This is a genomic window from Mesorhizobium sp. WSM3868, assembly GCF_002294785.1.
In the GTDB taxonomy this organism is placed as follows: domain Bacteria; phylum Pseudomonadota; class Alphaproteobacteria; order Rhizobiales; family Rhizobiaceae; genus Mesorhizobium.
Genome location: NZ_NSGB01000008.1, coordinates 243,518 through 257,800, shown reverse-complemented (window position 1 = coordinate 257,800; position 14,283 = coordinate 243,518). Strand labels below are relative to the sequence as shown.

11 protein-coding genes are annotated in these 14,283 nt (G+C 65.2%); 2 read left to right on the top strand and 9 right to left on the bottom strand.

Annotated elements, in window-relative coordinates; genetic code table 11:
- The 6 genes from CK221_RS15950 to CK221_RS15920 form a co-directional block, all read right to left on the bottom strand.
- Positions 1-1,526 (bottom strand): VCBS domain-containing protein (locus CK221_RS15950; RefSeq protein WP_210200033.1); only part of this gene is annotated, 1,526 nt, incomplete at its 3' end.
- Positions 1,527-1,988: 462 nt separating this feature from the next.
- A complete protein-coding gene (locus CK221_RS15940; RefSeq protein ID WP_095778384.1) occupies positions 1,989-2,840 on the bottom strand; it encodes a patatin-like phospholipase family protein in 852 nt (283 codons plus the stop codon).
- Complete coding sequence (locus tag CK221_RS15935) at positions 2,837-4,162, bottom strand: pitrilysin family protein (RefSeq protein WP_245430659.1); 1,326 nt, start codon at positions 4,160-4,162, stop codon at positions 2,837-2,839. The genes CK221_RS15940 and CK221_RS15935 overlap by 4 nt, the downstream gene beginning before the upstream one ends.
- A gap of 209 nt (positions 4,163-4,371) precedes the next feature.
- Positions 4,372-5,733, bottom strand: a complete 1,362-nt coding sequence (locus CK221_RS15930) for a pitrilysin family protein (protein ID WP_095778382.1) — start codon at positions 5,731-5,733, stop codon at positions 4,372-4,374.
- 125 nt (positions 5,734-5,858) lie between these two features.
- On the bottom strand, positions 5,859-6,413 hold the full coding sequence (gene rsmD / locus CK221_RS15925; RefSeq protein ID WP_095778381.1) for a 16S rRNA (guanine(966)-N(2))-methyltransferase RsmD: 555 nt from the start codon (positions 6,411-6,413) through the stop codon (positions 5,859-5,861).
- A complete protein-coding gene (locus tag CK221_RS15920) occupies positions 6,394-8,493 on the bottom strand; it encodes a pseudouridine synthase (protein WP_095778380.1) in 2,100 nt (699 codons plus the stop codon). Before CK221_RS15920 ends, rsmD begins: the two co-directional genes overlap by 20 nt.
- 181 nt (positions 8,494-8,674) lie before the next feature.
- Between CK221_RS15920 and CK221_RS15915 the strand changes: the two genes are divergently transcribed.
- Positions 8,675-9,136: a nucleoside deaminase gene (locus CK221_RS15915; protein WP_095778379.1), complete on the top strand. Its 462-nt coding sequence runs from the start codon at positions 8,675-8,677 to the stop codon at positions 9,134-9,136.
- Between the two features lie 78 nt (positions 9,137-9,214).
- On the opposite strand, the gene CK221_RS15910 is transcribed toward CK221_RS15915, so the two are convergent.
- Both CK221_RS15910 and ileS read right to left on the bottom strand, forming a co-directional pair.
- A complete protein-coding gene (locus tag CK221_RS15910) occupies positions 9,215-9,892 on the bottom strand; it encodes a hypothetical protein (protein WP_082980518.1) in 678 nt (225 codons plus the stop codon).
- 247 nt (positions 9,893-10,139) lie between these two features.
- Positions 10,140-13,124, bottom strand: coding sequence for an isoleucine--tRNA ligase (gene ileS, locus CK221_RS15905; RefSeq protein WP_179295145.1), 2,985 nt, complete (start codon positions 13,122-13,124; stop codon positions 10,140-10,142).
- Between the two features lie 53 nt (positions 13,125-13,177).
- Here ileS and CK221_RS15900 point away from each other — a divergent pair, with 53 nt between their 5' ends.
- Positions 13,178-13,375: a hypothetical protein gene (locus CK221_RS15900; RefSeq protein WP_066996650.1), complete on the top strand. Its 198-nt coding sequence runs from the start codon at positions 13,178-13,180 to the stop codon at positions 13,373-13,375.
- Between the two features lies 1 nt (position 13,376).
- Here the strand turns inward: CK221_RS15900 and CK221_RS15895 are convergent, their stop codons facing one another.
- Positions 13,377-14,174 carry a MipA/OmpV family protein gene (locus CK221_RS15895; protein WP_095778378.1) on the bottom strand — a complete coding sequence of 266 codons (798 nt, stop codon included), beginning with the start codon at positions 14,172-14,174 and terminating at the stop codon, positions 13,377-13,379.
- Positions 14,175-14,283: the final 109 nt, after the last annotated feature.

Genomic DNA, 14,283 nt, shown 5'->3' with positions numbered 1-14,283 from the left:
GCGGTCAGTTCGTTGTGCGCGTCGTTGCCGGTGTAGGTCCAGGCGCCGTCGGCGTCGATGGAGAAGTCGCCATAGGTGCCGGCCGCGTTGGTCTGCGCCACCACATGCGCTTCACCCGTGTCGGGGTCGGTGATCGTCAGCTGGCCGCTGGCGTTCAGCGCCGCTGCCGTGTCGCCCTCGGTCACCGACTTCGAGTCCGAGCTCACCGTCGCCGCGTCGTTGGTGCCGGTGATGGTGACGGTTACGACCTGCGTTGCCGCCGAGCCATGGCCGTCGTTGACCGTTACGGTGTAGTGCTCGACCACGCTCTGGCCGTCGGCCAGATACTGGGCGGCGGCGTTGTTGAGGGCGTAGTGCCATTGCACCGAGCCGTTGGCGGCGTTCGCGGCTTCACTGACAGGGTCAAGCGAGAAGGTGCCGAGCGCAGTCTCACCGGCGGTCGGCGTGAACGACGCAGTGTGGCCATCGCTGAGGTCGACGTCGTTGAAGGTGATCGTGCCGGCAGCGTTGAGCGAGTCAGTCGCCGAAGGTGTCGTGTTGGCATCTTCGACGACCGCACCGTTCTGTGCGCCGCTGGTGATCGAGACAATGTCATTCGTTCCAGTGATGGTGATGGTCAGTTGCGCCGTATCCGTCAACCCATGCGGGTCACGGACGGTGTATGTAAACACCTCGGTAACAGTGGCGCCCTGCGCCAGAGCGTTGGTGTCCGGATCGGTGTTGTTGAGCGTGTAAGTATAAGTTCCGTTCGCATTCAAGGTCAGTGAGCCATAGGTGCCCACCAACGGAGATCCGACGGTCCCGCCATTTCCAGATCCTGATTCCGGACCTGTCCGGACCGCCGAGACAACCAAGGACGCCTGGCCATCGTCCGCATCCGTATCGTTAGACAGCACGTTGCCCGCGGCTGTGGGATCGCCCGCTAAAGGTGTGTTTCCCGGGCCAACACCGGCCTCGCGCACCGGATCCGCGGCGTTGGTGTCGTCAATTCCGACAGGTGAGCCTGGGTCCCGGGCGACGAAAACCTGCTCGATCGCGGAGACTTTCAAATTGATGCTGGTGAAGGTGAATTCTGCCTGCCCCGCCTGGCCGGTATTGGTGTTCGAATTTGCGGTGATAAAAGCGCGAAACTGAGCGATCTCGCTGTTAAGCGTCGCCATAAACGAGGAGTTATTGAGCTGGTCATTGCTCAGGTAGATGAAAAGCGTATCGATCTCGGCGGTGCCTTTGGCGGCGCTTCCGTTGCCGCCATCATAGACATCGTAGCCGGAAAAGGTGGTTTGCCCGGTCGTTGTGCCCGTGCCGTAAACCTGGCCGCCAATCTTGTACTGATTTTCCCACGCTCGATAAATGAGCTTATCCGCACCGGAGCCGCCAAGCACTGTATCGAAACCGCTGCCTCCGTCGAGCGTGTCGGCGCCAGACCCGCCATTCAGACGGTCGCTTCCGGCGCCCCCGGACAGAATGTCATCTCCGCTGCCGCCAACCAGATTGTCGTTGCTGCTCGTGCCAACGGTTGTGGCCATCTTTCATCCCCCTGGCAGACACGCTCCGCGCCTGCTCGTTGGCCGTCGGAGACGGCTGACTACCCCATGCCGAATGCATCGGCGCCCAGTCTGACGGGGAGAGGAAAGGATCAGAGTGCCATGCAACCAGGCGCAACCCGACGGTCCGGCCCGTGAACGGCCAGCCCAAAAGCGGTTCACAGACAGGTGGAGGCTCGATGGTGATGGCTACGACGGCGATAGATCGCCGCGTTGCTTTTCCCCTACCCCAGTAGCGCCGTACTCGTTGTTGCCGGTCGGGAGCTTATTCGCGCTACCCTATATATTAGGATATTATTAACTTTACCGGAGCGCGCGTCAACGTCGAATTCGAAGAAGAGTTAATGACAAAATGCGTACTTGTACGCAGAGGGTGGATAAACTGCATCGCGCAGGCAAATAGAAATCGGTCTTCCACCTAGCGGATCAGGCCTGCCCCACCTCTCACACCGCCTTGCCGAGCTTGCCGCCGCGCTCGGCGACCGTCTTCTCGACGGCGCGCTTCAGCTCGTCCTTGATCTCGACGGTGTCGGCCATCAGCGTCTCGATCTTCAGGAAATCGAGCACGCGGTATTTCGAGACGGCCGGGCGGATAAGAATATCCGGCGGGTGCTGCCGCAGCTTGTTGGCGATGATCGACTGCATCATCAGCTGCGTGGCGCCATACATGAGGTCGACCGTGGTCGGATGCTTGCGTTCGACGTCGCTCGGCGCCCCGACCACGTCGATGGCGATGATGATGTCGGCGTCCTTCTCGACCAGGTCGAAGGGCACCGGGTTGTAGATGCCGCCATCGATCAGCAATCGGTCGTCGCGCATCACCGGGCGGAACACCGCCGGAATGGCGGCCGAGGCCGCCAGCGCCGATTGCAAATCGCCCTGCGAGAACACCGCGAGCTTGTGGCCGAAATAGTCGGTCGCCGTCACCTTGAGCGGAATCTTCAGCTCTTCGAAGGTCGCCGGAATGGCGTCAGGCAGGAAGGCCTTCAGGATGCGCTCGATATTGAACTGGCCGACGCGGATGCCACCCTGCATGGCCTCGGCGATCGTGCCCGGCCGCGAGCGCCACATGCGCGCGGCCACCTCGGCGCGGCTGCCGAGGATCAAGCGGCTGTACTCGTGGATCTCCGCCCCTCGCATGCCGGCGGCCATGCCGGCGCCCATGATGGCGCCGATCGAGGAGCCGGCGATCGCCACCGGTTTGATCCCTAGCTCGTCCAGCGCCTCGATGGCGTGAATATGCGCCAGCCCCCGCGCGCCGCCGCCGCCGAAGGCAACCGCGAAGGTCGGGCTCATCCCTTGCGGGCTCCCGCCACCTGCACCAGCGGCGGTCCGATCACCATTATCGCCGGGTCGGCCGACAGAAGCTTCCTTGCCGCGGCCTTGACGTCTGCAAGCGTCACCGCATCGATCAGCGCGGCGCGGCGCTTGATGTAGTCAATGCCGAGATTGTCGAGCTGCAGCTCGACCAGCGTCGCGGCAATGGAACTGGAGGAGTCCAAATTATTGATGGCGTAGGCGCCGATCATGTATTTCTTGGTCGCCGCGAGCTCCTCCTCGGTCGGGCCGTTCTCGGCCATCTCCTTCACCACCTGACGCACGATGGCGAGCGTCTCGGCGGCGCGGTCGGAACGCGTCGCCGTCGTCACCAGCAGCGCATTGGAATGCTCGTGATCGACGAGATCGGAGCTGACGCTATAGGCAAGGCCGCGCTTCTCGCGCACCTCCTCGTAAAGCCGCGACGTGAAAGTCGAGCCGCCGAGGATCTCGTTCATCAGCACGGCCGCGTAAAAATCGGGATCGCTCCGTTTGACGCCGGGCCAGGCAAGCTGCAGCGAGGTCTGGGGCAGGTCGTAGTTCACTTCCAGCTGCTGGCCGAGCTTCAGCGACACGTCCGCCACCTGGGCCAGCATCTGCGTCTGCGGCAGGTCGCCGAACACCTCGTCCAGCTTGCCGGAGAGCGTGGCGGCGTCGATGTCGCCCACCACCGCCACATGCAGGCCGGCGCGCGCGAAACTCGCTTTGCGAAAGGCCTTGATGTCGGCGGCCGTTATGGTGGCCAGGCTCTCCTTCGTCCCCTCATCCGGCCGCGCATAGGGATGCTTGCCATAGATCGCGCGCAGCCAGCGCTGCTGGGCGATCGTGTTGGGGTCGCGCTCGTTGGCGAGAATGCCCGAGAGCATCTGGGCGCGGATGCGGTCGATCGGCGCCTGGTCGAAGCGCGGGCTGTTCACCGCCAGCTTCAGCAGGCCGAACGCCTCGTCCTTCTGGTCGGACAGCATGCGCATCGAGCCATAAAGGCCGTCGCGTGCCGCCTGAAAACTCATCTCGGCCCCGGCATCGTCCAGCTTCGACTGGAAGGCCTCGCTGTCGAGGTCGCCGGCGCCCTCGTCGAAAAGGCCGCTCATCAGATTGACCAGACCTTCCTTGCCGGCGGGGTCCTGCGCGGTGCCGCCGTCGAAGACGAAGCGGATGGCAACCAGTGGGATCGAATGGTCTTCGACCAGCCAGGCGGTGATGCCTTTCTTCGACTTCACCTCCTGGATGTTCATCTCCGCGTGGGCGGCCAGCGCCGGCAAGAGCAGGAAGAATAGGGCGAAGCAGAGGGTTGCGACGATACGGTAGACCCCCCCTTCTCCCCTTGTGGGAGAAGGTGGATCGGCGCACAGCGCCGAGACGGAGGAGCATATCGCCCAGCTGGGGCGCCCCTCATCCGGCCGCTTCGCGTCCACCGCCCGGGGGCGAGCCACGGGTCTCGCCCCGTCCTTCGGACCCCACAAGGGGAGAAGGGAAGAAGCGCCCATTCGTCCGCGTTCCATGCTCATCATCAATTCCCCGCCTGTTGTTGCGGCAGGAGATAGCCGGTCGTCGAGCGGTCGAGCACCAGGTAGCGGGCGGCCGCGGCCTTGACCTCTGCGGCAGTGACCTTGCGGATGCGGTCGGGCCATTCCTCGACATCCTTCACATTGCCGCCGGTGGCGAGCGTCGAGCCGTACATATTGGCCATGTCGTCCTGCTTGTCGCGAGCAAAGACCATCGAACGGACATAGCGGGTCTTGGCCCGCTCCAGCTCGTCACCGGTCACGCCGTCCTTGGCAATGCGCGCGACCTCGGCATCGACCGCCGCTTCGACGTCGGAAAGCTTGGCGTCGCCGCGCGGCGACCCATAGACGGTGAAGTTGGTGGCGTCGAGCATGGTGCCCTGAAAGAAGGCGCCGGCTCCGGAGGCGATGCCCTGCTTCACCACCAGCTGCTGGTAGAGGCGGCTGCGGTTGTCGCCGCCCAGGATTTCGGCCAGGAGATCGAGCGCCTCAGCCTCGCCGGGCTTGGCGGTGTGATAGGACGGCACCACCCATTGCGTGGAAAAGCTCGGCACCGAGACGCGCGCATCGGTCAGCGTCACGGTGCGCTTGGTGTTCTGCTCCGGCTCGACCGGGCGGATGCGCGGCCGCAGGTCCGGCCCGCGCGCCACCTTGCCGTAAGTCCTTTCGGCCATTGCCTTCACCGCGTCCGGATCGACGTCGCCGGCGACGATCACCACGGCGTTGTTCGGCCGGTAGAAGGTGTCGTAGAAGGCCTTGGCATCCTCGCGGTTCAATTGCTCCATCTCCTGCATCCAGCCGATCACCGGAACGCGGTAGGGCTGGTTCTGCCAGAGCGTCGCGTCGACCTCCTCGTCCAGCACTGCCTGCGGATCGTTGTCGATGCGCGAGCGGCGCTCCTCCAGGATAACGTCGCGCTCGGTCTTGATGACATCGTCGGTGAGGACGAGGTTGCGCATGCGGTCGGCCTCGAACCCCATCATCTCCTCGACCGCCGAAGGCGGCACCGTCTCATGGAAGGCGGTGTAGTCGTAGGAGGTGAAGGCGTTGTTCGAGCCGCCGATGTCGGCCACGGCGCGGTCGAACTCGCCGGCTGCGTGGTTGCTCGTAGCCTTGAACATCAGATGCTCAAAGAAATGCGCGATGCCGGATTTGCCGGGCGGCTCGTCGGCGCTGCCGATCTTGTACCATACCATATGAGTGACGATCGGGGCGCGATGGTCCGGAATGACGACGACTTCCAGGCCGTTCTCGAGCAGGAAATCCTTGACCGCGGCTTCGTCGGCGGCGCGTGCCGGAGCCTGCGCCGCGAACGCCAGCGCGCCGGCAAGGAATGCTGCGCGCAGGCCTCTGGTGTTCAATGTCATCAAATGCTCCGGTTTCGGTCGCGCGACGATAGAAAAGGTTCCATGGCGAGGCAAAGTGATTTGTTCGTCATTTTCGAGGCGCGTGCGTCATTTCCTTTTCCCTTGCGGGAGAAGGGACGTGCCCCTCACCCTACCTCGACAAACCGGATCACCGTGTCGCCATAGCCGCGCTCGTCCACCACGGAAAAACCGGCGCCCGGTTCGAACGGCGCGGACGCCGCCTCCTCGACCACCCAGAGCGCGCCGGGTAGGAGCCAGCCGCCGGCCTTTGCCGAGCGCAGCGCCCGCTCGCCGAGGCCCTCGCCATAGGGCGGGTCGGCAAAGACCAGGCCGAAAGGCGACAGCGTGCCGGCTTCGCCCAAATGGGTCGCGTCGCGGCGGAAGATTTTGGTCCGGCCGGTGAGCCCGAAGGCCTCGACATTGTCGCGGATCAGCCCGCGCCCTTCCGCCGATTCCTCGATGAAGACGCAGTAGGAGGCGCCGCGCGACAGCGCCTCCAGCCCGAGCGCGCCGGTGCCGGCGAAGAGATCGAGCACACGGCCGCCTTCGAGCTTTTCGGCATAGCGATGCGCAAGCACGTTGAACACCGCCTCGCGGGTGCGATCGGTGGTCGGACGGATGGCATTGGAACGCGGCGTCGCCAGCGGACGCCCGCGAAACTCACCGCCGACGATCCGCATTGCCACCCCTCGGCCCCTTCGGACCGCGCGGCCTGTCGCCGCCGCTTCCCTCCGGCCGATCGTCTCTTGGCTTGCCGAACGGCGTGCCCTTGCCGCCCGGCCTGAACGACGCCTTCCGCGCCTTCGCTTCCGCGGCCTTCGCGGCGTCGGCCTCCGCCCTGCCCTTGCCGATGGGACGCGCGCCCGGCGCCATCCAGACATTGGCCTTGCGCTGGCCGGGCGGTTCGATCGGCCGCGGTTCGCCTTTCTTGCCGCCGGCCTTGCCGCCGAAGCCGCGCTCGGACTTGCCGAAGCCGCGCTCGGATTTGTCGAAGCCAGGCTTGTCGAAGCCAGACTTGTCGAAGCGAGACTTGCCGAAGCCAGACTTGTCGAAGCGAGACTGGGGACCGCGTTCGCCGAAGGCTCGCTCGGGCTTCGTCGAAAGCTTGCTCAGCGCCTCGTCGCGGCTGCCCTCACGACGCTTGCGGGCCTTGATCAGCCCGCCCTCGCCGATCGGTCGGCGGTCGCCCTCGCGCGTGAATTTCGGCCGCTCGTCCTCATCGCGGCGCGGCTCGCTACGCCGCACCGGCTTGTTGGAGAACGGTTTTTGGATCTCGGCGTCGAAATTGGCGCCGGACTCTTCAACCAGCCGCTCGCCGAGCTGCTCGCGCAGCGTGCGGCCCTTGATCTCCAGCACGTGCCCCTCGGGCAGCTCGTTGAGCTGGAACGGCCCGTAGGAGATGCGGATCAGCCGCGTCACGTCCAGCCCCAACGCGCCGAGGATATTCTTGACCTCGCGGTTCTTGCCTTCGCGCAGGCCGATCGTCAGCCAGGCATTGCTGCCCTGCTCGCGGTCGAGCGAGGCCTCGACCGAGCCGTAGAACACGCCGTCGACGGCAATGCCGTCGCGCAAGGCGGTGAGCTTGCTCTCCTCGACCTTGCCGTGGACTCGCACGCGATAGCGCCGCAGCCATCCGGTGGCCGGCAGTTCGAGCACCCGCGACAGCCCGCCGTCATTGGTCAGCAGCAGCAGCCCTTCGGTGTTGATGTCGAGGCGGCCGACGGTCATCAGCCGCGGCAGATCGGCCGGCAGCACGTCGAAGACGGTCTTGCGGCCTTCCGGATCGCGGTTGGTGGTGACCACGCCTGCCGGCTTGTGGAACAGGAACAGCCTTGTGCGCTCGATCGGCGGGATCTCCGTGCCGTCGAGATGGATGACGTCGTTGGGCATGACGTTGAAGGCCGGCGACGACAGCACCTTGCCGTTGACCTTGACGCGACCGGCGGCGATCAGTTCCTCGGCGTCGCGGCGCGAGGCGATGCCGGCGCGCGCCAGCCGCTTGGCGATGCGCTCGCCGGCCTCCGGCGCTGCTTCCGAGGGCCGCGGGCGCGGCTTGAAGCCGCCTTCCGGCTTTCTCGCGGCGCTGTCGCGCGGCGCTCGATCGGCGAAATCCCGCTTCGGGCGCTGCGCGAACTCGCCGCCGTCTTCGCGCTGCGGCCGGTCGGCGAAGTCGCGCCTGGGCCGATCGCCGAAGTCGCGCTTGGGGCGGTCGAAGCGCCGTTCGGCGCGTTCGCCTTCGGCGGCCATCGGCCGGTCGCCGCGCGGCGTGTAGGGCTTGCGGCCTTCGCGCTTGTCGAAGGGTTTGCCGTCGCGCGGCGGACCTTTGCGGAACGGTCGTTCGCCACGCTCTCCACCTTCGCCCCCGTCACGAGGCTTGTAGCTGCGTTTGAAATCGCGGCGCTCGCCTTCCGCGGCCGCTGGCCGATCGCCACGTGGCATATAGGGCTTGCGGGCGCCATCGCGTTTTTCGAACGGCTTTCCCTCGGGGCGCGGTCCTTTGCGGAACGGTCGTTCTCCGCGTTCCGCGCCCTCGACCGCGCGCGGCTTGTAGCTGCGCTTGAAATCGCGCGCAGGACGCTCGCCATCGGCGGCCATCGGCCTGTCGTCACGCTGCGTGTAAGGCTTGCGCGCGCCATCGCGCTTCTCGAAGGGCTTGCCCTGCGAACGCGCTCCCTGGCGGAACGGCTTGTCACCGCGCGGCGTCGGTTTCGATCCGCCTTTGCCCGGCCCTTTGCGTGATGATTTCTTGTCGTCGTCCATATGGATCTTGCTCTTCTTGGACTGCCGCGGCGCACGCGCCAGGTCGGACGCGTTATGCAGGCAGTGTCATCTTGATTTGCGCATGCAGCAGCGCGGCAAAAACCGATTCCGGTTTTCAGGGTCACGCGCTAGATAACAGGATCACCGTCGGGTGGCGAGGAGTAATCGGAATGCAAAGCGCGTGAAGCGGCCGGATTTCATGGCTTTGGCGCTCAAGGAAGCCGAAGCGGCCGCAAGCCGGGGCGAAGTGCCGGTCGGCGCGGTGATCGCCAACGGCAACATTGTCGTGGCCAAGGCCGGCAACCGCACGCGCGAGCTGGCCGATCCGACTGCGCATGCCGAGATGCTGGCGATCCGCGAAGCCTGCCGGCAACTCGCCAGCGAGCGGCTTACCGGTCACGATCTCTATGTGACGCTCGAGCCCTGCGCCATGTGCGCCGGCGCCATTTCGTTCGCGAGACTCCGCCGGCTCTATTTCGGCGCCGCCGACGCGAAGGGCGGCGCGGTGGTCAACGGCGTGCGCTTCTTCGCCTCGCCCACCTGCCACCACGCGCCGGACGTCTATTCCGGCTTGGGCGAAAGCGAAGCGGCCCTCATCCTGAAGGAGTTCTTTCGCGAGAGGCGGAATGGCAGTGAATGGTGAATGGTTGACGCAAGCAGTGAGTAGCAAAGAAGCAGGTCGTGAGTAGTGAGCAACAGAGACCTATTCGCTATTCGCTACTTACAGCCCCAGCCAGTCGAACCAGCCGCCGCCCTTCTTGCCTTCCGCCTGCGCCTTGAGCCGGCGCTCCTTCTTGTACTCGTCCTCGCCGAGCTCGTTTTGCGGCGCGGTGTCGGCGGCCTGACGATAGGCAAGCGGCGGCTCGCTCAAATACTTGCGGACATTGGGATTGCCCTGCTTCTGCTCCGCTAGGCGGCGCTGGATCTCGGCGGTTCGGGTCGCGCTGGAATCGTCCGGCGACCAGCGCGGCGGATGGCTGGATGCAGAATCGGCCAAAGCCTTCTTCACCGCCACCGGGTCGGTCTGAACGTCCTCGACCGCTTCCGGCTGGTAGTTCGGGTCGTTCTGGTGGGCGGTCGCGTCGGCGCGAATGCGGGCGCGGCGCGCCTCGGGCGATTCGGGCCAGTCGGCGCTCGCCGTCTGGATGCTTTCCTGCGGTGGCGGCAGAGTTTCCTTCTGTCCCGGCGCGGGCTTCACCAGGTCCGGGCGCGGCTTATAGTCGATAGGATCGCGGCGCTTCGGCGTGATCGCGACGGCGCCCGAAACGTCGTCGGCGAGTTGCTCGGCGGCGGTCTTGTCGGTTCCGTAGGTCGGAGAGCCGACGCAGCCCGACATAGCCATGGCCGATGCCACAAGCGGCGCCAGCAGCGCGGCGCGCGCAAACGTTCTTTCGGTCATGCCAAAAAGTCCCACTTTAAAGCCTTTCGGTCGCCACCGGCCACAGGGGCGCGGTCCCCTTCTTCCCCGCGTTTGCGATGGAAATCCGGCGACAATTTGTCTGCCGGAGTGTCGCGTGTTTACCTCAACCGCTTGTCTAGGGCAACGCGCGGGCGAATTTGCGCCGCCCGGCGTGGCACTTTTGCACTTATTTGATGGGTGCAAATCGCTAGCCCAAAACCGCTGCACACTTTTGGGCGACATGCACCTACAAACGCCCGAGCGCCCTCAGTTCACGCAGCACGGCAGCATCGCGGGCCGAGACATCGCGAAATTCCGGATCCTGCCCGACATCGGCCGTGTAGCGCCAGGAGCGCGCGCATTTGACCAGACCGCGATCCTCGGCCTTCTCGACGACGACCGCGACGCCCTTGACGTCATCCAGCGTGAAAGCGCCTTGCGGCGCCTTGCCATGCCTGATGACCAGATCGCTGGTGATCGCCATCTCGGCCATGTCGACATCGGCGATGGCTGCTTCCAGCGCCGCATCGTCGATGGTGACCACCGGCACGGCTTCCAGCGAGGAGCCGATCAGTTTATCGGCGCGCGCGATCTCGAGCGCGCCGGTGACGACGCGGCGCACCTGCCGGACCTTGCGCCATTTCCCGGCCAGCGCCTCGTTCTTCCAGTTATCCGGAATGGCCGGGAACTGGTCGAGATGCACCGAGGCGGCTTCGGGGTGACGGTCGAGCCAGGCCTCTTCCATCGTGAAGGGCAGCATCGGTGCCAGCCACTTCACCAGGCATTCGAACAGATGGCGCACGACCTGCACCGACGCCTTGCGGCGCAAGCTGGACGGCGCGTCGCAGTAGAGCGCGTCCTTGCGGATGTCGAAGTAGAAGGCCGAAAGCTCCACCACCATGAAGTCGAGCAGCGCGCGGGTGATGCGCTTGAACTCGAAGGCGTCGTAGCCCTGGCGCACCGCCTCGTCGAGCTCGGCCAAGCGATGCAGCATCAGCCGCTCCAGCTCCGGCATCTTGTCCAGCGGCACGTCCTCGCCGTCGTCATGGGCCAGCGTGCCCAGCATCCAGCGAATGGTGTTCCTCAGCTTGCGGTAGGCATCAATATTGGTCTGCAGCACGTTCTTGCCGAGCCGCTGGTCCTCCCAATAGTCGGTCGTCACCACCCAGAGCCGCAGGATATCGGCGCCGGACTGCTTTATCACGTCCTGCGGCACGACCGTGTTGCCGAGCGACTTCGACATCTTGCGGCCTTCCTCGTCCATGGTGAAGCCATGGGTGATGACCGCCTCGTAAGGCGCCCTGCCTCTCGTCCCGCAGCTTTCGAGCAGCGAGGAGTGGAACCAGCCGCGATGCTGGTCGGAGCCTTCGAGATAGACGTCGGCCGGCCATTTGAGGTCGGGCCGATCCTCCAGCGTGAAGACATGCGTCGAGCCGGAATCGAACCAGACGTCGAGGATGTCCGTCACCTGATGCCATTTCGAGGCGTCGTGGTTGCCGAGGAAGCGCTCCTTGGCGCCCGGCGCGAACCAGGCGTCGGCGCCCTCCTGCTCGAAGGCGTCCATGATGCGCTGGTTGACCGCCTCGTCCTTCAGCACATTGCCGTCGGCATCGGCGAAGACGGCGATCGGCACGCCCCAGGCACGCTGGCGCGACAGAACCCAGTCGGGGCGCTCCTCGATCATGGCGCGGATGCGGTTCTGGCCGGCCGCCGGCACGAAGCGCGTGTCGTCGATCGCCTGCAGCGCGCGGCTGCGCAGCGTCGTGCCGTCGCCGAGGTCCTTGTCCATATAGACGAACCATTGCGGCGTGTTGCGGAAGATGACGGGCTTCTTCGAGCGCCAGGAATGCGGATAGCTGTGCTTCAACCGGCCGCGCGCGAACAGCGCGGTGCGCTTGATCAGCTCCTCGATCACCGCCTGGTTCGCGTTGCCCTTCTTGCCGTTGTCGTCGATGACGCGCGCGGGGCCGCCCTCGCGGTCCGGGCCGAAGCCCGGCGCGTCCTTGGTGAAGAAGCCGGCATCGTCGACCGGGAACGGGATCGAGGTGTCAACGCCGCGCTTGATGAGTTCGGCCACCGCATCCGTCCAGGCATCGAAGTCCTCGCGGCCGTGGCTGGGCGCGGTGTGCACGAAGCCGGTGCCGGCATCGTCGGTGACATGCTCGCCGGCAATCATCGGCACGGGGAACTCGTAGCCGCCGCCCAGTCCTCTGAAAGGATGCGAAAGCGTAAGACTTGCAAGCTGTTCAGGGGAGACGTTGTGAAGCCGGTTCAAGGTGACCTTGGCTTTGGAAGCGGCGTCCTCCGCCAGCGCGTCGGCGAAGATCAGCTTCTCGCCGGGCTGCGGCCCGAAGCTGTTCTCGGCCGCGGTCACTTCGTAGAGGCCATAGGCGACGCGCGGCGAAAAGCTGACAGCGCGATTGCCGGGCAGCGTCCAGGGCGTCGTCGTCCAGATGACGACATGCGCCTCCAGCAGGTCGAGTGCCGTCCCATTCAGCGCCGGCGCGGCATCGGCGGCGTCGACCGGCCGGGCAAGGCTCGCCACCGGGAACTTCGCCCAGATCGTGTCGCTCTCATAGTCCTGGTATTCGACCTCGGCCTCGGCGAGCGCGGTGCGCTCGACCACGCTCCACATCACCGGCTTCGAGCCGCGATAGAGCTGGCCGGACATGGCGAATTTCAAAAGCTCGCCGGCAATCCGCGCTTCGGCGTGATAGGCCATGGTCGTATAGGGATTGTCGAAATCTCCGATGACGCCGAGCCGCTGGAACTCGTCGCCCTGCACCTTGATCCAATGCGCGGCGAAATCGCGGCATTCCCTGCGGAACTCGTTGACCGGCACCTCGTCCTTGTTCTTGCCCTTGGCCCGGTACTGTTCCTCGATCTTCCACTCGATCGGCAGGCCGTGGCAGTCCCAGCCCGGCACGTAATTGGCGTCGTAGCCGCGCATCTGGAAGGAGCGGTTGATGACGTCCTTAAGGATCTTGTTGAGGGCGTGGCCGATATGGATGTTGCCGTTGGCGTAGGGCGGGCCGTCATGCAGCACGAATTTCTCTCGACCGGCGGCTTCATCGCGCAGCTTGCGGTAAAGCTCCATGTCCTGCCAGCGCCTGACCAGGCCGGGCTCCTTCTCGGGCAGGCCGGCGCGCATCGGGAAATTGGTCTGCGGCAGGTAAAGCGTTTTGGAATAGTCGATGGTTTCAGCAGTATCGGTCACGGGGGTGTCGGTCATTGGTCTGCCATGTGCATTGCCCGTTGGCAAAATAGCTCGGGCGTTGAACTATCATGATCTGGAAAAAGCGCGAGGGGGCCGCGCGCAAAAGTCCCGGCGGCTCCGGCGGCGCTCAGGCCGCCCGGAACACCGGGCCCGTAATTCGTATCGCGATCGCAAAAAGGCGCGAAAAGCTCGTCATGGCGTGGCTTTTAGCGGATGCCGCGGCAGGAATAAAGCGCGGATTTCAAGCCAAAGCGCCGGTATTTTGACTTACATCGAGAAATTGAAACGGTAGGTGGTCGACACGCCAACGGTCCACTGATCGCGGTCGCCGCGCTCCTTGACCAGGCTGGAATCGGCCGCCGGCCCCATCAGGCGCGAATATTCGGTGAAGACGCTGGCCGTCATCGGCTCGGTCACTTTCCAGGTGATCGCGCCGCCGAGCCCGGTCGACTTCAGCCCGCCGCCCGGATGGTATTCGCTGAGGCCCGAGGCCGCCGCTTCCGTGGCGTTGACGCCGTAATAGGCGTCGAAATACCCGGCCGAGGCGAAGGAGACACGGGGGCCGCCGGAAATGCGGACGGTCGGGGTGACGTCGTAGAAGGCGTCCGCCGCGATGTCGGCGACGAAGCCGTTGTGGGCGCGGATGCCGTGTCTGAGCTCCGCCCGGGCCCGCACCCAATCCAGCGGATAGAATTCGAAGAAGCCGCCGACCTCGCCGCCCCAGCGCACCGGATCAAGGCCTTGCAATTCGTCCTTGCTGGAACGCGAGAACAGGAACTTGCCGGTCAAGCCGGCGCGCACGCTGCCGTCGTCGATCAGCGCCAGCGAGATGTTGTCGTTGCGCGAGGTGAAACGCGCCTCCGGCCCTGCCTTGCCGAGCGAGATGATGGGCTGGGCGCTGAGCATATATTTCTTGCCGCCCTCGAAATTCGGGGCGACGAGACCGGTGGCGCCGAGCGTCAGGTACCAGTCGCCGGAAATCCAGCTCCCCTCGCCGGCCTGGGCAGAGGTGACGGCCATCAGGCCAGAGGCGAGAACCAGCGGAATCGTCCCGACAATACGCATCGTCAACCCTTACGCGAAACAGGCCGGCAGGAACACCGGGCAGCGCAGAAGGCATGGCGTCAGTGCGGTAAATTTTGACTTAAGATCCGTAACAGAGGCGGCGCGGACC